Genomic DNA, 22,904 nt, shown 5'->3' with positions numbered 1-22,904 from the left:
CAACCGGTGCAGGGATCCAGTATGACGGCATCCCCGGAAGCAACCCAAGGGACCACCGCCGAATCGCCCTGGTACAGTCCGACGGCAACCCGGGAACCGGGCGCCGAGCTTCTGCAGCGCATCCGCCGTTTCCACCAGGTCGGCCATCGCGGTGTTCTGGTCACCCTGGTTGTGGCTACGGCCATGGCGCCAGCCTTTTACGGTGCCGTGCCGCATCACTGGTTGCTGGCCTGGCTCGGTGCCGTTTGGGTCATCGGTGCCCTGCGGCTGCTGGTCTTCGCCGTGGTGCGGCGTCGGGTCCACGGGGCTGGGGCCCTGCGGTTCTGGGCCCGGGTGAGCGTGGTCGGCAGCGGGTTGCAGGGGCTGGCGTGGGCGCCATTGCTGCTTTTCATCGGGGCCGGTGACGGGTCGCTGCCGCTGGCGCTGCTGGCGGGGCTGGTGCTCGGTCTCTTTGTTACCGGTATCGTCTCGCTCGTCGGCCTGTATCCCCCGGTGTACTGGGCTTACGTGGTTCCCATTGTGGTGGCCGTGAGCGCCTGGCTGATTTGGCATCCGGATGGTCACCCCGCCATGATCGCGGCCCTCGGGCTCGCCGCGACATTCATGCTGCTGAGCGCGGTGGAGAGCAGCCGCCATCTTCGTCGAAGCGTCAGCCGGCGTCACGAGACACAGCACCTGGCCGAAGGGCTGGGGGCTGAGAAACGGCGCTTCCAGTACACCCTCGCGTCCATCGGTGATGCCGTGATTACCACTGACGGCGGGGGCGCCATCGACTACATGAACGCCGCCGCCGAGTCGCTCACCGGCTGGTCGTCCTGTGAGGCGGCCGGCCGGCGCCTGCAGGATGTGGTGGCATTGACGGATGAATCCCCAGGGCATTCACTGGATGTGCTCGTGGAGACATGCCTCGCGCGCGGCACGCCAGTGCACCGGTCCGGTGACGCCTATCTCCATGCGGGCCGCCGCGGTGACGAACGGGTGGTCCAGGTGGGTGTCTCCCCCATCCAGGAAGAGCCGGGTGAAACCCGCGGGCTGGTGGCCGTCATCCGCGACGTCACGGAACTGCGGGGCATGGCGCGCCAGGTCCGCCACCAGAAACGGTTCGACAGCCTGACCGGACTGCCGAACCGTGGTGAATTCGAAACGCACCTGGACGCGGAGCTCAATCGCCGGAGCAGCGGGGTGCCAGTGGTGTGCTGGTTTGATCTGGACCGCTTCAAGCTTGTGAACGACTCCTGCGGGCACAGCGCCGGCGATGAGCTGCTTCGGCAAGTGGCGGAACAGATGGTGGCGTTCCTGCGCCAGGGTGACCTGCTGGCCAGGGTGGGTAGTGACGAGTTCGCCGTGCTGCTGCGGGATACTTCCCTGGATGAGGCCACCGCCCTGGCAGGGGCGATCCGTGATCACATCGCCGGTTTCCGCTTTGCCTGGGGCGGTCGCATCTTCAATCCCGGTGCCAGCGCGGGGGTCGTGCCGGCCGCTCGCGGCGAGCCGGCCGGCACGCTGCTCGCCGCCGCCGATGCCGCCTGCTATGTCGCCAAGGAGCAGGGGCCAAATCAGCTCCATATCGCCTATCCGGACGATGTGGCGCTGGCGACTCGGAATAGCCAGGTGGAGTGGGCCACCCGGGTCCAGGCCGCGTTGGACGACAGCCGGTTCTGTCTGCGCTTCCAGCGCCTACTGGCCCTGCAGCCGGACCTGCCGGAGAAGGTCGAGCTGCTGGTCAGCATGGTGGATGAAGAGGGCGGCATCGTGAGCCCGGGCCAGTTCCTGCCCGCTGCCGAGCTGTTCGGCATGATGCCGGCGCTGGACCGCCGCGTCGTGGCGCTTGCTGTGGACGTGATCAATGATCCGCCGCCCGCTCTGCGGAACGTGGACCAGTTCGCCATCAATCTTTCCGGACAATCCCTGAACGACCCGACGTTTCTCGGCTTCGTTCTGGAAACGTTGCGGGAGACCGGGGTGGACGCCTCGCGGGTGTGCTTCGAGATCACCGAGACCGCCGTGATCAGCAACCTGGCGCGGGCCCAGGAGTTCATCGCCGCGCTCGCCGAGCACGGTTGTCGCTTCTCCCTGGACGACTTTGGCAGCGGGCTGTCCTCGTTCGGCTACCTGCGCGCCCTGAAAGCAGATTACCTGAAGGTGGACGGGCAGTTCGTGCGTGACCTGGCCAGCGACTCCGTGGATCAGAGCATGGTCCGCTGCATCAACCAGGTGGGGCACACCATCGGTATGCTCACCGTGGCCGAGTTCGTGGAGTCGGAGCAGGTGCTTGAGCAGGTGCGTGCGCTCGGTGTTGATTATGCGCAGGGGTACGCAGTTCATCGCCCCGAGTTTTTGTAACCTCCGCGACACGATCTTGCATGTTGCGTTAGCATCACCGCACCCACGGATTGGCGGAGAGGCGTGATGTGGGTGATGGAGCGGGGGATGTTCATGTTTCAGAGCCTTAAGGCCCGGTTTTCCGCACGCAGCGATCATCAGGACGACCGCCTCAATACCTGCGACGACCTGCCCAGGCTCGACCGGCTGCGGCGATATGCCCGGGATCGGACCGTACGCCAGCGCGCCGATGCGCGCTACCGCGCGCTATTGGTAGGCGGCAATGCCAGCCTGCGGCTGGAGACGCGCGTGGCGGCGGTGCGGGACTGCACCGACACGGCCGTGCTCGCCTACGTGGCGCGCAGCGCCCGCGAGGAATGCCTGCGCCGGGAGGCGGTGGAGCGCCTGGGCAGTGACCGCGTGCTGATGGAAGTCGCCCTCAATGATTCGGTGGTCCGCCTGCGTCGCCGAGCCGTGGCGCTCATGAACGACCCGGTGCTGCTGGAGGACGTGGTCAGCCGGTGCCAGACGGGTGAGCGGCGGATTGCCCGAGATGCGGCGCAGCGCCTCCGTGAACTCGCCGACTGCGCCTGAAGGAGACAAGCCAGTGGCACGAAGGCTCCGAGTGGTGCGTCGATCTCTGGCAAGCGTCATCTGGGGGGTGATCTTCAGCGTGCCCGCCGCGCGCCGGTATTTCGGCCGGCGCTTCTTCAACTCCATTCCCCACAGTCGGCGCATGGGTCTGCGGGTCACGCGCGTCGGAAGGCGATCGTTCACCGCCGGGGTCGGATACCGTGACGAACTCGTGGGCAATCCGTACAACGGGCATCTGCACGGTGGCGTGCTCACGACCCTGATCGATCAGACCAGCGGCGCTGCAGCCTTCTTCAGCCGTTCCCCGCCGCAGCTTGTGGCAACCCTGGACCTCCGCATCGACCACCTGCGCCCGGCAGCGGCGGGCAAGGACGTGGAGGCGCGCGCGGAGTGTTACCACGTCACTCGGCACATTGCGTTCGTGCGGTGTGTTGCCTACGACGATGATCCGGATGACCCGGTCGCCACGAGCGTGAGCGCGTTCATGCGCAACGGCCCGGTGCCCCTGGGGCGCAGCTTCCGGCGGTGAATGTCGGGAATGGATGGTGGACCTGAAGGTCCACCCTACGTCCGACGACGCCTTGTGCTGGAGGGTTGGTGACGGTGGACGTAAACGTCGACCCTACGCGCCCATCACGGTCGGCACGCGTAGGGTGGATGTTTACGCCCACCATCACCCATCCCGAACTACATGTTCGGGTAATTCGGCCCGTCACCGCCCTGCGGCACCACCCAGTGGATGTTCTGGGTCGGATCCTTGATGTCGCAGGTCTTGCAGTGCACGCAGTTCTGCGCGTTGATCTGCAGCCGCGGGTTGGAGCCGTCGTCGTCCCGGACGATCTCGTAAACGCCGGCGGGGCAGTAGCGCTGCTCCGGTGCGTCGTAGGTCTCGAGGTTGATCTCCACCGGCACGCTCTGGTCCTTGAGAGTCAGGTGGGCCGGCTGGTCCTCTTCGTGGTTGGTGTTGGAGATGAACACCGACGAGAGCTTGTCGAAGGTCAGCTTGCCGTCCGGCTTCGGGTACTCGATGGGCCGGAACTCCGTCTTCGGCCGAATCTGCTCGTGATCGGCGTGGTTCGGCAGGGTCCACGGCGCCTTGCCCCGGAACAGATAGGTGTCGATGGCGGAGTAAGCCATGCCGCCCCACAGGCCCCACTTGGCCATGGCCGGGCGGATGTTGCGCACGCGGTAGAGTTCGTCCCAGATCCAAGAGGCTTTCAGGCCGTCCAGGTAGCCGGTGACCTCAAGCCCCGGTTCGTCCTTTTCCTGCAACGCCTTGAACGCCGCCTCGGCGGCCACCATGCCGGACTTCATGGCATTGTGGGTGCCCTTGATCTTGGGCACGTTCAGGAAACCGGCGGAGTCACCGATCAGCACGCCGCCGGGGAAGTGCACCTTCGGCATGGACTGGAAACCGCCTTCCACCAGGGCGCGGGCGCCGTAGGACACGCGCCGGCCACCTTCCAGGTACTTGCGGAACGCCGGGTGGGTCTTCAGCCGCTGCATCTCGTCGAAGGGCGAGAGGTAGGGGTTCTTGTAGTCCAGGCCGATGACGTAGCCGATGGAGACCAGGTTATCCTCCAGGTGGTACATCCAGGCGCCGCCGTAGGTCTTGCTGTCCACGGGCCAGCCGACGGAGTGCACCACCTTGCCCTGCTCATGCTGCTCCGCCGGAATCTCCCACAGTTCCTTGATGCCGATGCCGTAGGTCTGCGGGTCGGAATCCTTGTTCAGCTCGAAGCGGCCGATCACTTCCTTGCTGGCGGAGCCACGGCAGCCCTCGGCGAAGAAGGTCTGTTTGGCGTGCAGCTCGACGCCAGGCTCGTAGTTGGGGCCCGGGGTGCCGTCGGCCTGTATGCCCATGTCGCCCGTGGCCACGCCCTTGACCGAGCAGTCCTCGTTGTAGAGCACTTCGGCGGCGGCGAAGCCGGGGTAGATTTCAGCGCCCGCGCCTTCGGCCTGCTCGGCGAGCCAGCGGCAGACATTGCCCAGGCTGACGATGTAGTTGCCGTGGTTGTGCATCTGCGGCGGTGTGGGCAGCTTGTACGACTTACTCTCGGTGAGGAGCAGGAAGCTGTCGTCGCCGGCCGGCGTGTTCAGCGGCGCGCCCTTGTCCTTCCAGTCGGGGATCAGTTCGTTCAGCGCGCGCGGTTCGATCACAGCACCGGAGAGGATGTGCGCACCCACTTCCGAGCCCTTTTCCACGACGCACACGGCGAAGTCGTCCTTGCCGGCCTCTTCGGCCAGCTGCCGCAGCCGGATCGCCGCGGACAGTCCCGCGGGCCCGGCGCCGACGATCAGGACGTCGAATTCCATGCTTTCGCGTTCTACGGCCTCGTGCTCTGCCATTCTAATGCCTCCTGGTGTCATGAGACGCCCGGGCGCACCAGTGGTGGCCCGGGCACCTCACGCGCCCGGTCGTCGCCGGGCCGTGTGTTATTCGCCGGTGAACGCCTGAATGCCGGTGATCGACCGGCCCAGGATGAGGGCGTGGACGTCGTGGGTGCCCTCGTAGGTGTTCACCGCTTCCAGATTCATCACGTGACGGATCACATGGTACTCATCGGAGATGCCATTGCCACCGTGCATGTCCCGGGCGGTGCGCGCAATGTCCAGCGCCTTGCCGCAGTTGTTGCGCTTGAGCAGGGAGATCATCTCCGGCGCCCAGTTGCCCGAGTCCATGAGGCGGCCGAGCTGCAGGGAGCCCTGCAGGCCGATGGTGACCTCGGTGAGCATGTCCGCCAGCTTCTTCTGGATGAGCTGGGTGGCGGCCAGCGGCCGACCGAACTGCTTGCGGTCGAGGGTGTACTGACGGGCCTGATGCATGCAGAACTCCGCCGCACCCATGGCACCCCAGCTGATGCCGTAGCGGGCCTTGTTCAGGCAGCCGAACGGCCCCTTGAGTCCTTCCACGTTGGGCAGCAGGTTCTCCTCCGGCACGAACACCTCGTCCATGACGATCTGGCCCGTGATGGAGGCGCGCAGGGAGAACTTGCCTTCCAGCTTGGGCGCGGACAGGCCGGTCATGCCCTTTTCGAGAATGAAGCCGCGGATCTTGCCGTCGAGCTTCGCCCACACGACGAAGACGTCGGCGATGGGGGAGTTGGTGATCCAGGTCTTGGAGCCGGAGAGCTTGTAGCCGCCGTCGACCGCCTTGGCGTGGGTTTTCATGCCGCCCGGGTCGGAGCCGGCGTCCGGCTCGGTGAGGCCGAAGCAGCCCACCCATTCGCCGGTGGCCAGCTTCGGCAGATACTTCTTCCGCTGTTCCTCGCTGCCGTAGCTGTAGATCGGGTGCATCACCAGCGACGACTGCACGCTCATGGCGGAACGGTAGCCGGAGTCAACCCGTTCCACTTCCCGGGCGATCAGGCCATAGCTCACGTGATTGACGCCGGCACCGCCGTACTCTTCCGGGATGGTGGGGCCGAGAAAGCCCAACTCGCCCATTTCGGTCATGATCTCGCGGTCGAAGCGCTCGTGCCGATTGGCCTCGAGCACCCGCGGGAACAGCTGTTCCTGACAGTAGTCGTGGGCCGAGTCACGCACCATGCGCTCTTCATCGGCAAGCTGGCCGTCGAGAAGCAGCGCGTCGTTCCAGTGGAATCGGTTGGTCATGGAGAATCTCCGCAGTCGATGGTCGAGCGGCCCGCAGCGGCATCATCGCCGGCGGGCCGGATTGTTGTTCAATGCGCCGCGTTCATCCGTCGACGCGTTCCACGATGGCGGCAACTCCCTGCCCCACACCAATGCACATGGTAACCAGTGCATAACGCCCCTGGATGGCCTCCAGCTGCCGGATGGCGGTCAGCAACAGGCGCGCTCCGGAGCAGCCCAGCGGGTGGCCAATGGCGATGGCGCCCCCGTTGGGATTGAGCCGGGGATCGTCGTCGGCGATCCCGAGCAGCTGCGTGCAGCCGAGCACCTGCGAGGCGAATGCCTCGTTGAGCTCGATCACGTCCAGATCGTCCAGGCCAATGCCGGCGCGCTCCAGCGCCTTGCGCGATGCGGGCACGGGGCCGAGCCCCATGGTGCGCGGCTCCACGCCGGCTACGGCGCCCGAGAGAATGCGGGCGCGGGGTTTCACTCCGGCCTGCTCGCCGGCGGCCCGATTGCCGATCAGCATGGCGGCGGCGCCGTCGTTGATCCCGGAGGCGTTACCGGCGGTGACCACGCCGCCCTCGAACAGTGTGGGCAATTTTGCCAGCTTTTCGGCGGTGCTGCCCGCGCGCGGGTGCTCGTCCTCGGCGACGGTTACCGGCGGCGTCTTGCGCCCGGTGGGCACATCGACCGGCAGAAGCTCCTGCTCGTAGAAGCCGGCCTCCTTCGCGCGCGCGTACTTTTCCTGGGACCAGGCCGCGAATGCATCGGCCCGCTCCCGGGTGATGTCCAGGTCGGCGGCCACGTTGTCGGCCGTCTCCGGCATGGTGTCACCGCCGAACTGCTTGAGGATCTTCGGGTTCGGGAAGCGGGCGCCGATGGTGGAGTCGAACACCTTCATGTCGCGGCTGTAAGCCGTCTCTGCCTTGGCCATGACGAACGGTGCCCGGCTCATGCTCTCGGAGCCGCCGGCGATGAACAGCTGCCCTTCGCCGGCGCTGGCGGCGCGGGCGGCGTCCAGGGAAGCAGCCAGGCCCGAACCGCACAGGCGGTTCACCGTCTGCCCGGCCACTTCGATGGGCAGCCCGGCCAGCAGCCCTGCGTGGCGGGCCAGGTTGCGGGCGTCTTCCCCGGCCTGGTTGGTGCAACCGGCGACCACGTCCTCGATAATGGCAGGATCGAAGCTGTTCCGCTCCACCACGTGGCGGATGCAGTGGGCTAGGAGGTCGTCCGGCCGCACCGGGGCCAGGGCGCCGGCATGGCGGCCGATCGGTGTGCGGATACCGTCGTAGACGTAGGCGTCGAGCATGTCGTTCTCCTGCCCGCCAGGGGGCGTTTGTCAGGTGATTTCGCTAGGCGAAATTCTGTTTCAAAAACTTGACCAAGAGAATAGTTCGTGCCAGATTTCAATGCAAATTCCCGGGCCGCGCGTCCCGCCTCCCGCATGTCGTAAAGAGGATAACCCCATGATCAGAGATCAGGAGACGTTGAGTTCGCTCCTTGATACCGTCGGCCGCTTTGTTCGCGAGCGGCTGGTGCCCCGTGAGCAGGAGGTGGCTGAGAACGATCGCATCCCCGACGAGATCGTCCAGGAGATGAAGGAGCTCGGCCTGTTCGGGCTGTCCATCCCCGAAGAGCACGGCGGTCTCGGCCTGACCATGGAAGAAGAGGCACTGGTGGCCTTCGAGCTCGGCCATACCTCGCCCGCGTTCCGCTCCATCATGGGCACCAACAACGGCATCGGCTCCCAGGGCATCATCATGGATGGCACCGACGAGCAGAAGGAGCGGTACCTGCCGCGCATGGCCACCGGCGAGATCATCGGCTCGTTCGCACTGACCGAGCCGGACGTGGGCTCCGACGCGGGCTCGGTGAAGACTTCCGCGGTGCGTGACGGCGATGAGTACATCATCAACGGCACCAAGCGCTACATCACCAATGCCCCGTATGCCAGCGTGTTCACGCTTATGGCGCGCACCAACCCGGACGAAAAGGGCGCCGCGGGCGTCTCCGCCTTCCTGGTGGATGCCAATACGCCTGGCATCTCCCTGGGTAAGCCGGACAAGAAGATGGGCCAGAGCGGCTCGCACACCTGCGACGTCATCTTCGAGGACGCCCGCGTGCCGGCCAGCGCTCTGATCGGGGGCAAGGAAGGGCAGGGCTTCAAGACCGCCATGAAGGTGCTCGACCGGGGGCGGCTGCACATCTCCGCCGTGTGTGTCGGAGTGGCCGAGCGGCTGATCGACGAGGCGCTGCGCTTCGCCACCGAGCGCAAGCAGTTCGGCAAGCACCTCTCCGAGCACCAGCTCATCCAGGCCATGCTGGCCGACAGCAAGGCCGAAGCCTTTGCCGGGCGCTCCATGGTCATGGAGGCCGCGCGCAAGAAGGACAACGGCGAGCGGGTCAGCACCGAGGCGTCCTGTTGCAAGCTGTTCTGCGCCGAGATGGTGGGCCGCGTGGCTGACCGCGCCGTGCAGATCCACGGTGGCGCCGGCTATATCTCCGAGTACCCGGTGGAGCGCTTCTACCGCGACGTGCGGCTGTTCCGCCTGTACGAAGGCACGAGCCAGATCCAGCAGATCGTCATCGCCCGCAACATGGCGAAGGAACTCCAGGAGTGACCACCGGCGACATGCCCCGTAGGAGCGACGTCAGTCGCGATGCACCGGAGCCATCATTAACATGACCCAACGACACATGCCCGACGAACAGGTCCGTGGCCGCTGGGCCAGCGAGATACTCGCTGACCTGCCGCAGCGGATCAGCCACCGCCCGCTGGCCTGGGCGCGGGAGACCCCCGACGCCCTGGCCGTGGTGGATGGCAATACCGCCTGGACCTACGCCGACCTGGCCGCCGCCGTGGACGAAGCCCGCGAGCACCTGAGCGGGGCGGGCGTGCGCTCCGGCGACCGCATCATGGTGCTCAACGAGAACTGCCGGGCGCTGGTGGCGTTCATCCTCGCCGCCAGCGAAATGGACGTCTGGTGCGCCGTGGTGAGTGCGCGGCTGTCGCCCCAGGAGATCGAAACCATTGCCGGGAGCTGTCTGCCCCGGCGGCTGGTATTCACCACCGAGGGCTCCCCCGATGCCGCGGGCGCGCTCGCCGATCGCTACGAGGCCACCCGCGTTGACTCGCCCCGGCTGGGCGAATTCGCCCTGAGCCCCCTGCGCGAGGCCGAACCGGAGCCGGTGGAGGCCGACGGCGCCGGCCAGGTGGCAACACTCATCTACACCTCGGGCACCACCGGCACACCCAAGGGCGTGATGCTCACCCACCGCAACATGCTCACCGTCGCCGCGCTCTCCGGCGGCCTGCGCGGCCTCGCGCAGGAAGACCGCGTCTATGGCGTGCTGCCTATCTCCCACGTCTTCGGCCTCTCGAGCATGTTTCTCGGCACCCTGTTCGCCGGCGGGACCCTGCAGCTGAGTGCGCGGTTCGACCCGGCGGCACTGGCAAAGGCCCTGGCCGACGATGGCCTCACCGTGCTTCAGGGCGTGCCGGCCATGTTCCAGCGGCTGCTGGAATACCTGAAAACGGAGGGTCTGGCGCTGCAGGCGCCGAGACTGCGCTACATGTCCGTGGGCGGAGCGCCCCTGGATCCGGCGGTGAAAGCGCGCGTGGAGGAGGCGTTCAACCTCAAGCTCCACAACGGCTACGGTCTCACCGAGGCCGCCCCCACCATCTCCCAGACGCGCCTGGACGGCGCACTGGACGACACCTCCTGTGGCCCGGTGCTCCCGCTGCTGGGCTACCGCCTGCAGGGCACGGACGGGCAACCCGTTCCCGAGGGGGCGGTTGGCGAACTGTGGGTGCACGGACCCACTGTGATGAAGGGTTACTATCGTCGTCCCGATGCCACCGCCGAGGTGATCGACGCCGAAGGGTGGCTCAACACGGGCGACATGGCCCGCATCGACGACAAGGGCAACCTGCACATCGTCGGTCGCAGCAAGGAGCTGATCATCCGTTCGGGGTTCAATGTCTACCCGCCGGACGTCGAGGCCGTGCTCACCGCCCATCCCGACGTGACCCTCTCCGCCGTGGTGGGGCGCGCGGTGGAAGGCAACGAGGAGGTGGTCGCCTACGTGCAACTGGTACCGGGCAGCAGCGCCACCGCCGAAGATCTCCGCGCGTTCGCGGGCGAGCGGCTGGCCGCCTACAAACGGCCGTCGGAAGTGGTGATCATGGAGCAGCTGCCGGCGACGCCCACCGGCAAGATCCTCAAGGGCAAACTCAACGACATGATCCAGGCGGGCGACGTGTAGGGAGCACGGTTTTGGCGGACGACAACACACAACACACTGACCACTCCGGCGAGACCGCCGAAGGCTTCCACGGCCTCATGGGGCACCAGCTCGTGGAGTGGGAGAAGGATCGAGCGGTGCTGGAGCTGGACGTCCAGCCCAAGCATCTGAACCGCAGCGGCGTGCTGCACGGCGGTGTGCTCTCCACTTTGCTGGATGCGGTCTGCGGGTTCGCCGGCTGCTACACCGACGACCCTGCCGAGCAGCGCGGTGCCATTACCCTGTCGCTGACCGTGAGCTTCACCGGCCAGGTCAATAGCGGCCGCATTCGCGCCGTTGGCAGCCGCCGGGCCGGCGGCCGGCGTATCTACGCGGCCACCGGCGAGGTCTTCAGTGAGAGCGGCGAGCTGATCGCCCTCGGCGAGGGTACCTTCCGGCTGCGCTCCGGTGGTACACCCTCCGGCGAGGAGGGCGGCGGCGCGCCCGACGGCTCCCGCTGACATGGGCCGCCACTGGCGGTCCGGGGGCTGGCTTGCGGTGGTGCTGCTGGCCACCATCGGCTATCAGCTCACCGACTGGGCGCCCCTGGCAATCACCGCCGGGGCCGCGCTGGCGGTCTATCTGACGGGGCAATGGCCGGCGCTTCCCGGCGTGGCGAAGCTGCTCTTCGGCGTCGCCGGGCTAGCCGTGGTGGCACTGCCCTGGTTCATGGCCCGTCCCGGCGAGGCCCTCTGGCTTGCCATGGACCGCGCCATCTACTTTGCCACCTTCCTCGCCTGTCTCTCCTTTCTGCGCGAGGCGGCGGACAGCTCGCCGCTGGTGCGCCGCTGCGGCGCCGTGCTCATCAACCAGCCGCCGGCCAAGCGCTACGCCACCCTGAGTTTCGGGGCGTACCTCATCGGCGTGGTGCTGAACATGGGCGTGCTCAACCTGCTTGGCGTGATGATCCGCAAGGCCAACACCCTGGACGCCGCCGGCGGCCACGCCGTGATCCAGCAGGTGCGCCGCCAGCGCATGTTCACCGCCATGCTGCGCGGTTTTGCCGTCAGCCCCTTGGGTTCGCCGCTCACTATCACGCTGGCGGTGATTCTCTCCATCATGCCGGACCTGCGCTGGCAGGACGTGCTTCCCTACGGCCTGCTCACCATGTTCCTGCTGATGGCCGTGGGCTGGGTGGTGGATCGGGCCACCGCGCCGCGCCAGCTTGCCTCCATGGCAAACCGCGACCATGTCCCCGGTGCGTTGGGAACCATCGCCCGGTTCCTGGCCCTGGTGCTGGCCATCTTCGCAGGCGCCGTGACCCTCGAGGAGCTTCTGGACGTGGACCTGCCCGTGGCGATCATGATCGCCGCGCCGGTTGCGGCCATTCTCTGGATGTGGGTGCAGTGGCTGCGCGCCGGCTGGGGGCGGTCCGTGGTGCTCACGGCTGCCCGTGTAGGCCGGCGCAGTCCGGAGCAGTTCGCGGGCCTGCGTGCCGAACTCACCGTGCTGTGTGCCGCCGGTATCATGGGCACCATGATCGCCGCCGCGGTGCCGGAGACGCTGCTTGCCGAGACCCTGCAGGCGCTCGGCCTGTACGGACCACCCGTGGCGGTGGCCGTGACGCTGCTCATGCTGCTGTTCGCTCAGATGGGCCTCAACCCCATTGTTACCGCCACCATCGCGCTCACCTCCCTGAGTCAGCCCGCCGTGTTCGGCCTGGCCCCGGAGCTGCTGGCGCTCAGCGTCATGACCGGCTGGGCGCTGGCCGTGGGCATGGCGCCTCTCACCACCTCGGTGCTCATCACCGCACGGGTCGCCGACGTGCCGGCCACCACTGTGGGCTACCGCTGGAACGGATGGTTTACCGTGGGCACTGCGGTGCTCGCCTCTGGCTGGCTTCTGGTGCTGGGGTGGGTGATCGGTTGATGGATGAGGTACCGCCCTCGGCGAGGGCATCTTCCGGCTGTGCTCCCGGCCCATGGCGAAACCGGGGGTGACAGGTCGTTCACTTTTCTGCATTGTAGAGCGTGGCACAAGAACAAGCACCGCGAGGCAGAGCGTGGCCCCCGTGACGACGGCACCGATATCACTGCACTACCGTGAGCAGGGAGGCGGCACTACACCGGTTCTCTTCATTCATGGCAATCTCGGCTGTGGCGATTGGGTCGATCTGGTCGCCCGCGAGCTGCCGTCTTCCGTCCGCCTGATCGCTCCCGACTGGCGCGGCTGCGGTGACTCTCCCAAACCCGAGCCGGCGCCCGATTACGCCAACTACGGCATGGCGGTCCACGCCGCCGATATGCTGGCCCTGCTCGATCGCCTGGAGATCGGTCGCTGCCATCTGTTCACCCATTCCACGGGTGACCTCATTGCCACCCATATGCTGCTCGCCGAGCCGGAGCGTTTCGGCAGGATTTTCAGTCTCTCGCCGGTGGGACCCATGGGGCTCCCGTTCGCGCAGTCGCAGCTGGACGGATTCCGTGTCATGCGCGATGACATGGACGTGGCCCGCATGGGCCTTGCCACGGCCGTATCCAGCCTGTTCGAGCCTGAATCGCTCGGCTCTGGTGGGCAGCCGCGATTCCGCGCCGAGACCAGTGCCGATCAGCGTACCCTGTTCGAGCACCTTCTCGGCCGTACCCGCGTGCTGAGCGACGGTGTCTGGCTTGGCACCCCCTATCATCTGGATCAGACGTATCGGTCCGGGCAGTTGCGGAGGCGCCAGGCGGAGCTGACGCATCCGCGCCGCATCGTGCGCGGTCGAGAGGATGCCTGGATTCCGTTGGCGGATGTGGAGGAAATGGCCGAGTGCATGCCGGGCTGCGAGTTGCAGCTCATCGACGGGATCGGTCATTCCATGAATGTTGAGGCACCGGAGGCATGTGCTGCCTCCCTGCTGGAATTCCTGACGCTGGATCGTGACTGAAGGAGCACACCCCATGAAGGACTTATGCCAACAACTCCGCTGGCGGCTGCTGATCACTGCGGGGGCGGCGGCCCTGCTGGGAGCATGCCAGACCTCGCCCGTGCCGTCGGAACGGTTCGATGTCTCCGACATGGAGACGCCGCGTGTGGAGCCTGGCGATCCGGCCGAGAGCTTCTGGCGGGATCAGGTGGTCTACCCGTTCCCCGTGAACTACGAGACCGTCACCGACGCCCGGGGCATGGCCTACGAGATCGCGTACATGGATGAGTACGGTGGGGATGCCGCCCGGGAGGACGCCCCCGTGCTGGTGCTGGTGCATGGCAAGGGTGCGGACGCGGGGAGCTTCTCACTGATGATGCGTGATGCGCTCGAGCGTGGGCTGCGGGTGATTGCGTTCGACATCCCTCACTATGGCAAGTCCATCCCCGGCAATCTCGACGCCGATACGTACACGCGCACTCTGCAGGACACCCGCGAGGCGATTCACGAGCTGCTGGCGGACAGGCTCGGCATCCAGGGGGCCACCTTCATGGGGCATTCCATGGGGGCTCAGTGGGCGCTCGGCTACGCGCTGGACTGGCCGGAGCAGGTGGACCGTTTGATCCTCGCGGCACCGGCCGGCCTGGAGGAGTACCCGCGGGTTCTGACTCTGCCGGGCGGCGAGCTGCCGTGGATGGATCCCGAGTACAAGCGCGACTTCGAGCACTGGCAGGCAGTGTGGGAGCCCCTCGGGCGCCTGGAGCAGGAGTGGGCGAAGACCGAGCAGGACATTCGTGATTTCTACTCCTTCCGTGAGCGGGACCCGGATACCGGCGAGACACGCGAGGCCAGTGTCGGCTTCTTCCTGCGTGATACCCAGGATTCCGAGTTCCTCACCGAAACCCGGGTCGGCATGATCGACGGCAATCAGGAGGAGTACGAGGCCTGGATCATCGCTTTCGTTCGCGATATCTACACCATGGGTATCGAGGGTCTCAGCGACGATGCCGACAGCCTGGTGAAACGCCTTGACGAGTTGACCATCCCCGTGTTCTTGGCACTGGGGGAGCGGGATCCGTTGTTGCCCACAACGGCCGCCACCGGCAATGAGGATATGCGCTGGGATGTGGTTCGCCCCGCCTGGGAAGCGCTCTCCGAACAGGGCGCTGCGCCGGTGGTGAAGTTCTATGATGATGCCGCGCACTTCATCCACGTGGACGAGGCGGAAGCGTTCAACGCGGATGTGGTGCGGTTTGCCTACGGCGCCACAATCGACGGCACCGAGGATCCCGGCGACTACGAGCAGCCCGCGGTAGAGCTGCCCGACGACGTGCAGGCCTTCGTGCGGAGTGATGAGGAGGCCGTACTCTCCGGCGACATGGACGCGATCATGGAGCATTACCACCCTGACTATCGGGACGAGGGGCGGGACCGCTCCGACCAGCGTGCCATGCTCTCCCAGGTCGTCCCCGCGCTGAGCCGTTACGAAATCGAACTCACCGCCTTCGAACGCGACGGCGACAAGGCGGTTGTCGAGGGTGCAATCCGCACGGATTTCGGCAGCCAGTCCTTGCCCTCCGGGGCCATGCTCATCCAGGACGACGGCCAGTGGTTCTGGTACGGCAACCAGCAGTGAGAACGCGACGCCGGGGTCTGCGAGCGGGCCCCGGCAGCACGTCGGACCGAAGGTGAATCATGGCAGTGACCATCCAGCAGCGCACCATCAACGGCCTTGCGGTCGACCATGCAGGTGAGCACGGGCCGCGCATCCTGTTCGTGCACGGCTCCAGCGGCGGCTCCTGGTACTGGCACCCGTTCATGGGCTACTTCGCCGAGCGCGGCTACCAGTGCGATGCATTGAACCTCCGGGGCCACGGTCCGAATCCGACGCTGCCGGACCTCGGCCGGATCTCGTTGCAGGATTACGTCGACGAGGTGCGCGGTGTCATCGATGAGCTCGGTGAGGTGATTCTGGTCGGGCACTCCATGGGCGGCGCCATCGCACAGGTGCTCGCTCAGGAGATGCCGCTGAAGGCTGCCGTGTTCGCTGCATCCGCCCCGGTCGCCGGAGTCAAGTTCCGCAATCCGCCCATGAATCTGTGGTTCGCGCTTCACGGCCTGAAATCCATTCCCGCCATGCTGCGCAAGAAGCCCATCAAGCCGGGCTTCCGGGTGGCGTCGAAATCGGTGTTCAACCAGTGCGATCCGGAGCAGCACCGGGAGCTGTGGCAGAGGCTTACCCCCGAGTCCGCCAGGGTTGCCGTGGAAGTGCTTAAGGGCGAGATCGCCGCCGACCTCAGCCGCGTGACCTGCCCCCTGCTTACCGTCGTGGGTACTGAGGACGGCACCACGGTGCCGGAGATGGCCCGCGAGATCGCGGACTATCACGGCACCGAGTATCTCGAGTTCCCGGGGCACGGTCATATGTTCATGATCGAGCCCGGCTGGGAGGCGTGTGCGTCCCAGCTGGACGCCTGGTTCCGGAAGGCCGTGGGCGATCAACCCGAGCCCGCGATTACAGCACCGTAGGAGTGCGTCCCGCGCACGACACCGCACGGCCCGGCTCGAGCGACCTGCCGGGCGTTCGCCTGCAATCCGGGTCCGAACCCGCGCGGATCACGGGTTCTCCGGATGGACCCGCACGTTTCGATTGGTCCAGAATGCAATTATCGCCGCCGGGATCAGCATTCCGGCACTGATGAATGACAGCTCCAGGTTGGTTAACGGCACCGGCCCGCCGCCGGGCACGGCGATAGCCATGCCGCCGACGATCAGCATCCCCCGAATGGGCCACTGCAGCACGGCATTGCGGCACAGATCCCCTACGAACAGCAGATATCCCTGCATGGCGCCGGCGATCACCAGCACGCCGAACAGCGCCTGGGCCAGCACCAGCATGACCTCCTGGGGGCTGCCCTGGAGAATCAGCGCCGGGTTGAGAACGAACAGGAACGGAATGAAGTAGATCACGCTGCCCAGGCGCATGGCCTGCAGCCCGGTCTCCATGGAGCGAGAGCCGGCGATGGTGGCGGCGGCGAAGGCCCCAAGGGCCACCGGTGGCGTGATGAAGCTGAGCATCCCCCAGTAGAGAATGAACAGGTGCACGGCCATGGGGTTCATGCCGCCGCCCTGGATCAGCGCCGGGGCGAGTGCGACGGCCAGGAAGATGTAGGCCGCGGTCACGGTCATGCCGATGCCCATGATGAAGCTGGTCAGAGCCCCCATGAGCAGCAGCACCAGTGTGCTGCCGCCGGCCAGGTAGATGAGGTCGTTGGCGATGGTGCCCGAGAGCCCGGTCATGGACAGGGCACCGATGAGCAGCCCCACACCCGCGAGTATGGCGATCAGTTCGGCGAACAGCTTGGCCGCCGACGAGAAGAAATTGAGCACGTCCTGCCAGCCCCAGCGCTGGTAGGGCAGCACCTGGTTGATGAACAGCAGCAGCGCCGTGGCATAGAAAGGTGCGATCGCCTCCCGGCGCAGGAAGAAGAGCATCCAGATCAGCAGCACGAACACGAAGATGAAGTACCACCCCTCCTTGAGGGTGCGCTTCAGCGACGGCAGCTCCGGTTTCGGCAGACCCTTGAGGCCGTAGCGCGCGGCGTAGGCGTCGATCTGGATGAACAGCCCCAGGAAATAGAGCACCGACGGCACCGCCGCCGCCAGGGCGATCTGGGCGTAGGGCACATTCAGGAACGTGGCCATGATGAACGCCGTGGCGCCCATGACCGGGGGCATCAGCACGCCGCCGGTGGAGGCGCAGGCCTCCACACCGCCGGCATAGGAGCGGCTGAAACCGACCCGCCGCATGGCCGGGATGGAGAGCACGCCGGTGGTCATCACGTTGGTGATGACACTGCCGCTCATGGAGCCCATCAGCCCGCTGGAGAAAATGGCCACCTTGGCGGGGCCGCCGCGCACGTGGCCGAGCAGGCCGAAGGCGAGGTTGATGAAGAACTTGCCGCCGCCGGTATGCTGCAGGGCCACGCCGAACAGCAGAAACCCGATCACCAGGTTGGCGAATGCCTGCAGCGGGATGCCCATGACGCTCTCGCGGCTCATGGCGTGGTAGATGGCCGTCTCCGTCGGGCTGGCCGGAAACCCCTGGATGGGGCCGGGCATGGTGTCGGCCACCAGGGGATAGAGGCTGGCGAGCGCCACGATAATGGCGATGGTCAGGCCGCCGGCGCGCCGGGTGGCCTCCAGGATCACCCCCCAGAACAGGAACGACATGACCACGGCGTGGTCCGGGGCGGCGTACTCCCACCCGCGGTCGAGGATCTGTTCGGCATTGTAGACAAAATAGCCGCACACCCCCAGGGCGAACAGGAACAGCACCACGTCGTACCAGGGCACGCGGGTGCGGCTCGCGCCGGGCCACATGGGCCAGAGGATGTAGACCAGCGGCAGCATCAGCGCCACCACCGTGTAGAAGAACTGGCTTTCCACCCGGGTGATCACCGAGAGGTAGCCGAGGTTGAGCAGGTAATCCAGCGCCGTGAGGCTCAGCATCAGCGCCGCCAGCCGTGGCAGCCACGCCCAGGGGCCGTGAAGCGTGCGGATGCCGGCGATCTGTTCCGGCTCGGGAGGGTTGGTCGCGGCGTTCGGAGTGCTCATGGCCGAAGTGCCCTGTGCAGTGTGGTCGAGGCGATGAAGTCAAGGTGGCGGACACCTCGGGGTGCCCGCCACACGTTAGAGCAGATGTGGATGACGATCAGCGGAAGATCGGATCCAGGCCCTTTTCCTCGAGTGCCGCCGCGCGGGCTTCCATCCAGCCTTCCTTGAACGCGTCTTCGTCACGGGGCGGATTGTCGGAGACGTACTGGCCCCAGGCGATGCGGATGGTGCGGTGCCGATCCACCAGCATGTCCTGGTGCTCCTGCATCGCGTCGGTCCAGTGGCCGATTTCCTTGTAATACTCCACCACCGCATCGTGGAACGGGATGACCCACTGCATGTTCTGGTTATCCAGCGACCAGCCGGCGAGCCCGGGTGCGGCGTCCTTGTACTGGTCGTTGTCCTCGATCAGCACGCGCAGCAGGTCTCGGACCATCGCGTCATCCACGTCCCGGTTGGCCACCAGGATCGGGTAGGGGTAGCTGGAGCCGACCCAGGGGTTGTCGTCGTCATAGCCACCGGCTGCAAGGGTGACCGTATGGGGCTGGAAGTAGGGGGCGACCTCCTGGAAACGCGCCCACCCCTCGGTGTCATCCGGATCCAGCCGGGGCCAGGTGATGCCGCGGGGGCTGGCGTCGAGCTGCTGCGCCGGTGGCGCCACGGTCATGGTGAAAGCGGCGTCCGCCTGGTTGGCGATGATGCCCTCGAAGGAGCGGCCGTAGCCCGGGAACTCGACCCGTTCCACGTCGTCCCACGTCAGGCCGCCGAAGGCGAGAAAGGCCTCGGCACCCAAGTTGAGTGCGTCATCGCCGCGGATGTAGGCAATGCGCTTGCCTTCCAGATCGGCCGGCGTTTCCACGCCGATGTCACCGGCCACAGCGAGCCCGAGACCGAAGTTGGCGATGGATGTGCCGACCACGCGGATGTCCTGCGGGCCCCAGTCCGGGCCGGAGAACATGAACACACCCTCGGCCCCGTAGAAGCTGGCGATGCCGCAGGAGCACAGCGGCACCCGGCCCGTTTTCAGGGGCGTCATGCGGGCCACGTCGTTCTCACCGGGGAGAATGCGCACGGACGTGCCGTAGTTGTTCTGCAGGTGATTGCCCAGGGCAGCCATCTGCGTGTAGCCGGCCGACCCGGTGCCGTAGGCGGTCATGGCGATGCTGCCGGGCAGGTTGATGTCGTCGGCGCCGGCCGAACCGGCCCAAGCCAGTACGGCGCCCAGGGCGCCTGCGGTCAGGGTTTTTCTGCTGATACTCATGTCTTGCTCCTCCATCATCACACGTGGTGTTGTTATTCTCTCGTTTCTCAATTTATGCCGATTGGTAAACCGGCGCCAGCCTTGTCAGTTGACCAGCTCGCGTCGGAAGGCCAGATAGGCGTCGATGGTTTCCGGGTTGGCGCAGGCGTCGCGGCTGACTGCCTTCTCTTCCGGATACCCCAGCAACAGCTTCTTCACCGGCACTTCCATCTTCTTGCCACTGAGCGTGCGCGGCACGCCGTCCACGGCCACGATGGCGTCGGGCACGTGGCGCGGTGACAGATCGCGGCGCACCTTGTCGCGGATCGCCTTCTCAAGTGCTTCATCCAGGGCGGTGCCGTCGGCCAGCACCACGAACAGCGGCATGTATAACTGGCCGTCGCCGCGCTCGATGTTCACCACCAGGCTGTCCTGCACCGCGTCCAGGTCCTCGACCACGCGGTAGATCTCCGCCGTGCCCATGCGCACGCCGTAGCGGTTGAGCGTCGAGTCGGAGCGGCCGTAGATGATGCACGTGCCGCGGGAGGTGATCTTGATGAAGTCCCCGTGGCGCCAGATGCCCGGGAACATCTCGAAATAGCTCTCCCGGTAGCGACTGCCGTCGTCATCCCCCCAGAAGAACAGCGGCATCGACGGCATGGGCCGGGTGATCACCATCTCGCCCACGGCGTCGATCAGCGCGTGGCCGTCGTCGTCCCAGCTCTCGACGCTGGCGCCGAGCAGCCGCGCCTGCATCTCGCCGGCGCGCACGGGCAGGGTGGAGACCCCGCCGACGAAACCGGCACACACGTCCGTGCCGCCGCTGCTGGAGGCGAGGTGCACGTCCGGGTTGACCGCGTCGTACACCCACTGGAAGCCTTCCGGCGGCAGGGGCGAGCCGGTGGCGCCCATGCCGCGGATGTGGGTGAGATCGTAGTGATCCCGCGGGCGGCGGCCCGCCTTCATGCAGGCGGTGAGAAACGCCGCGCTGATGCCCATCTGCGTGATCTTCACCTCTTCGCACAGACGCCACAGGCGGTCCATGTCCGGGTAGGCGGGGTTGCCGTCGTAGAGCACCAGCGTGCCCCCGTTGAGCAGCATGCCGGTCAGGGCGTTCCACATCATCCAGCCGGTGGTGGTGAACCAGAAGCACACATCACCGGGAGAGACGTTGCTGTGCAGGTGGCCCGCCAGGGTGTGCTGGACGGTAATGCCGCCGTGGCCGTGCACAATGGCCTTTGGCATGCCGGTGGTGCCGGAAGAGTAGAGCACCCACAGCGGATGATCGAACGGGACCGGCTCGAAGCGCAGTGCCGCGCCGGCGCCGCGCGCGAGGAACTGATCCCAGGTTTCCGTGCGGGTCAGGCGGGACGGATCGGCGTTGCCGTCCAGGTAGGGCAGCAGCACCGTGTGCTCCACGCTGGGCAGGGTGCTCTGCAGGTGCTCCACCACCGCCATGCGGTCGAACGCCTTGCCGTTGTACCGATAGCCGTCCACGGCCAGCAGCACTTTGGGCTCGATCTGCGAGAAGCGGTCGACCACGCTGGGCGTGCCGAAATCGGGCGAGCAGGACGACCAGATCGCGCCGATGCTGGCGGTGGCGAGGACGCCGACGATGGCCTCCGGGATGTTCGGCATGTAGGCGACCACGCGATCCCCGCGCTCGACACCGAGCTGCCGCAGGGCCTCGGCGGCTGCCGCTACCTGCTCCTGCAGCTCGCGCCAGGTCACCGTGCCGGTGGTCTCGCGGACCTCCGAGCAGTGGTAAAGCGCCGGCTTGTTACCGTCGGCGTGGCGCAGGGCATGCTCCGCCCAGTTGAGCCGGCTGCCCGTGAACCACTCGGCGCCGGGCATCTCGCGGGTGGTGAGCACCTGCTCGTACGGTGTGGCCTTGAAGTCGAAATACTCCCAGGCGGCGGCCCAGAAGTCCTCCAGGTGCTCCGTGGACCAGCGCCACAGGGCGTCGTAGTCGGACAGGTCGAGGCCGCGCGTGTCGTTCAGCCAGCGCATGAAGCGGGTGATGTTCGCCTCGTCAATGCGCCGGGCATCGGGCTCCCAGAGCAGAGTGCCTTCTTCGATCATCGTGTCGTCTCGCATGTGCGCCAGTGGCGCGAGTTGGTGTTGATGTTGAATATCGCGTTCGGGGTGGTGGACCTTCAGGTCCACCAGACAAGCCCCTAATCCACCAGCAGACTCCCGTCCACCTCCGCGAACCGCGCCTTGCCCGCCAGCGCCATGGTGAGGTCCACATCCGCCAGCACGCGCTTGATCACCTCCCGCACCCCGTCTTCCCCGTCCAGCGCCAGGCCCCAGATGTACGGCCGGCCAAGGAGCACCGCGTCGGCGCCAAGGGCCTTGGCCTTGAGCACGTCCGAACCGGTGCGAATGCCGCTGTCGAACAGCACCGGCACGCGGCCGTTGACCATGGTGGCGACACCGGGCAGGGCGTCGATGGCGGCGATGCTGCCGTCCACCTGACGGCCGCCGTGGTTGGAGACCACGATGCCGTCCACCCCGTGCTCCAGCGCCAGGCGGGCGTCTTCCGGGTGCAGTACGCCCTTGACCAGAATGGGCAGGTTGGTCGCCTCCCGCAGTGCGGCCAGGTCCTTCCAGGTCTTGAAGGGCGCCGCGAACTCTTCCGACCAGCGCTTCACCGACGGGCGGATGTCTTCCTCCGGGGGGCAATCCAGCGTGCTGCGGAACCACGGGTCCGAGGTGTAGTTGGAGAGCCCCTGGCCATTGAGGAACGGCAGGAAGGCGTTCTGCAGGTCGCGCGCCCGCCACGCCATCATCTTCGTGTCCAGAGTGACCACTACCGCCTCGTAACCGGCCTGCTCGGCGCGCTGCACGAAACTGGCGGCCAGCTCCGGGCTACGTGGCCAGTAGAGCTGGAACCAGCGCGGCGCGTCGCCCATGGTCTCGGCCACGCGCTCCATGTTGTGGGCAGAGACCGTGGACAGAATCATCGGCACGTTGGTCGCCGCTGCGGCCTTTGCCACGGCCAGCTCCGCTTCCGGGCGGATGATGCTCTGCACGCCGATGGGAGCCAGTAGCAGGGGCGAGGGCAGGGTGCGGTCGAACAGCGTCACGGACAGGTCGCGCTCGGAGACGTCGGTGAGCATGCGCGGGTGGATCCGGTACTTGTCGAAGGCCGTGCGGTTGGCGTCCATTGTGATCTCGCCGGCGCCACCGGCCACGTACCAGTACGACTCCTTGGACAGTACGGCGTGGGCGGCTTCTTCCAGATCCTCCATGCGCATGGGCAGCCGCGGGCGTGCGCCTTTCAGCCCTGCCTGATAGATCTGCAGCTGGTGGTCGCCGTAGTGGGCCATGGGCTCCTCCGTGTCGAACGTGTTCTTGATGGGGGTCGCGGCTGAAGCCGCTCCCACAGCAGGTGGCACT

Annotated in this window: 17 protein-coding genes; 10 read left to right on the top strand and 7 right to left on the bottom strand. The window is 66.6% G+C overall.

The features are described from left to right. Positions 1-21: 21 nt before the first annotated feature. The 3 genes from ACNSTU_RS13740 to ACNSTU_RS13730 all read left to right on the top strand — a co-directional run bounded on the left by ACNSTU_RS13740 (position 22) and on the right by ACNSTU_RS13730 (position 3,445). Positions 22-2,343: an EAL domain-containing protein gene (locus ACNSTU_RS13740; RefSeq protein ID WP_290635626.1), complete on the top strand. Its 2,322-nt coding sequence runs from the start codon at positions 22-24 to the stop codon at positions 2,341-2,343. Positions 2,344-2,436: 93 nt separating this feature from the next. Then, a complete protein-coding gene (locus ACNSTU_RS13735; protein ID WP_290635628.1) occupies positions 2,437-2,916 on the top strand; it encodes a hypothetical protein in 480 nt (159 codons plus the stop codon). A 13-nt stretch (positions 2,917-2,929) separates the two neighbouring features. Further along, positions 2,930-3,445: a PaaI family thioesterase gene (locus tag ACNSTU_RS13730; protein WP_290635630.1), complete on the top strand. Its 516-nt coding sequence runs from the start codon at positions 2,930-2,932 to the stop codon at positions 3,443-3,445. 158 nt (positions 3,446-3,603) lie between these two features. On the opposite strand, the gene ACNSTU_RS13725 is transcribed toward ACNSTU_RS13730, so the two are convergent. From ACNSTU_RS13725 to ACNSTU_RS13715, 3 genes are all read right to left on the bottom strand, one after another. Then, entirely contained in the window at positions 3,604-5,265 is a 1,662-nt protein-coding gene (locus ACNSTU_RS13725) for an electron transfer flavoprotein-ubiquinone oxidoreductase (protein WP_290635632.1), read from the bottom strand. Positions 5,266-5,352: 87 nt separating this feature from the next. After that, on the bottom strand, positions 5,353-6,531 hold the full coding sequence (locus tag ACNSTU_RS13720; protein ID WP_290635634.1) for an acyl-CoA dehydrogenase: 1,179 nt from the start codon (positions 6,529-6,531) through the stop codon (positions 5,353-5,355). A gap of 82 nt (positions 6,532-6,613) precedes the next feature. Continuing rightward, a complete protein-coding gene (locus ACNSTU_RS13715) occupies positions 6,614-7,822 on the bottom strand; it encodes a 3-oxoadipyl-CoA thiolase (protein ID WP_290635636.1) in 1,209 nt (402 codons plus the stop codon). 157 nt (positions 7,823-7,979) lie between these two features. Between ACNSTU_RS13715 and ACNSTU_RS13710 the strand changes: the two genes are divergently transcribed. The 7 genes from ACNSTU_RS13710 to ACNSTU_RS13680 all read left to right on the top strand — a co-directional run bounded on the left by ACNSTU_RS13710 (position 7,980) and on the right by ACNSTU_RS13680 (position 16,174). Next, the gene (locus ACNSTU_RS13710; RefSeq protein ID WP_418212500.1) at positions 7,980-9,134 is read left to right on the top strand and encodes an acyl-CoA dehydrogenase family protein; all 1,155 of its coding nucleotides are present in this window, start codon (positions 7,980-7,982) and stop codon (positions 9,132-9,134) included. Between the two features lie 61 nt (positions 9,135-9,195). Then, positions 9,196-10,779, top strand: a complete 1,584-nt coding sequence (locus ACNSTU_RS13705; protein ID WP_418212499.1) for a class I adenylate-forming enzyme family protein — start codon at positions 9,196-9,198, stop codon at positions 10,777-10,779. An 11-nt stretch (positions 10,780-10,790) separates the two neighbouring features. After that, complete coding sequence (locus ACNSTU_RS13700) at positions 10,791-11,258, top strand: PaaI family thioesterase (protein WP_418212498.1); 468 nt, start codon at positions 10,791-10,793, stop codon at positions 11,256-11,258. Between the two features lies 1 nt (position 11,259). Continuing rightward, positions 11,260-12,666, top strand: a complete 1,407-nt coding sequence (locus tag ACNSTU_RS13695; protein ID WP_418212497.1) for a hypothetical protein — start codon at positions 11,260-11,262, stop codon at positions 12,664-12,666. A gap of 142 nt (positions 12,667-12,808) precedes the next feature. Beyond that, positions 12,809-13,666 (top strand): alpha/beta fold hydrolase, encoded by an 858-nt coding sequence (locus ACNSTU_RS13690; RefSeq protein ID WP_418212496.1) that lies wholly within the window; start codon positions 12,809-12,811, stop codon positions 13,664-13,666. A 13-nt stretch (positions 13,667-13,679) separates the two neighbouring features. After that, positions 13,680-15,281 (top strand): alpha/beta fold hydrolase, encoded by a 1,602-nt coding sequence (locus ACNSTU_RS13685; protein WP_418212495.1) that lies wholly within the window; start codon positions 13,680-13,682, stop codon positions 15,279-15,281. Positions 15,282-15,340: 59 nt separating this feature from the next. Further along, positions 15,341-16,174, top strand: coding sequence for an alpha/beta hydrolase (locus ACNSTU_RS13680; RefSeq protein WP_418212494.1), 834 nt, complete (start codon positions 15,341-15,343; stop codon positions 16,172-16,174). 87 nt (positions 16,175-16,261) lie between these two features. Here the strand turns inward: ACNSTU_RS13680 and ACNSTU_RS13675 are convergent, their stop codons facing one another. The 4 genes from ACNSTU_RS13675 to ACNSTU_RS13660 all read right to left on the bottom strand — a co-directional run bounded on the left by ACNSTU_RS13675 (position 16,262) and on the right by ACNSTU_RS13660 (position 22,834). After that, the gene (locus tag ACNSTU_RS13675) at positions 16,262-18,262 is read right to left on the bottom strand and encodes a TRAP transporter permease (protein ID WP_418212493.1); all 2,001 of its coding nucleotides are present in this window, start codon (positions 18,260-18,262) and stop codon (positions 16,262-16,264) included. Between the two features lie 97 nt (positions 18,263-18,359). Then, the gene (locus tag ACNSTU_RS13670; RefSeq protein ID WP_418212492.1) at positions 18,360-19,523 is read right to left on the bottom strand and encodes a TAXI family TRAP transporter solute-binding subunit; all 1,164 of its coding nucleotides are present in this window, start codon (positions 19,521-19,523) and stop codon (positions 18,360-18,362) included. Positions 19,524-19,607: 84 nt separating this feature from the next. Next, positions 19,608-21,584 carry an acetoacetate--CoA ligase gene (locus ACNSTU_RS13665; protein WP_290631045.1) on the bottom strand — a complete coding sequence of 659 codons (1,977 nt, stop codon included), beginning with the start codon at positions 21,582-21,584 and terminating at the stop codon, positions 19,608-19,610. Between the two features lie 95 nt (positions 21,585-21,679). Then, positions 21,680-22,834, bottom strand: a complete 1,155-nt coding sequence (locus ACNSTU_RS13660) for an alpha-hydroxy-acid oxidizing protein (protein WP_418212491.1) — start codon at positions 22,832-22,834, stop codon at positions 21,680-21,682. Positions 22,835-22,904 lie beyond the last annotated feature (70 nt).

It is taken from the genome of Aquisalimonas sp. APHAB1-3, assembly GCF_048323695.1.
Lineage (GTDB): Bacteria > Pseudomonadota > Gammaproteobacteria > Nitrococcales > Aquisalimonadaceae > Aquisalimonas.
The sequence above is the reverse complement of the archived record's forward strand: the minus strand, read 5'-3'. Positions and strand labels throughout refer to the sequence as shown.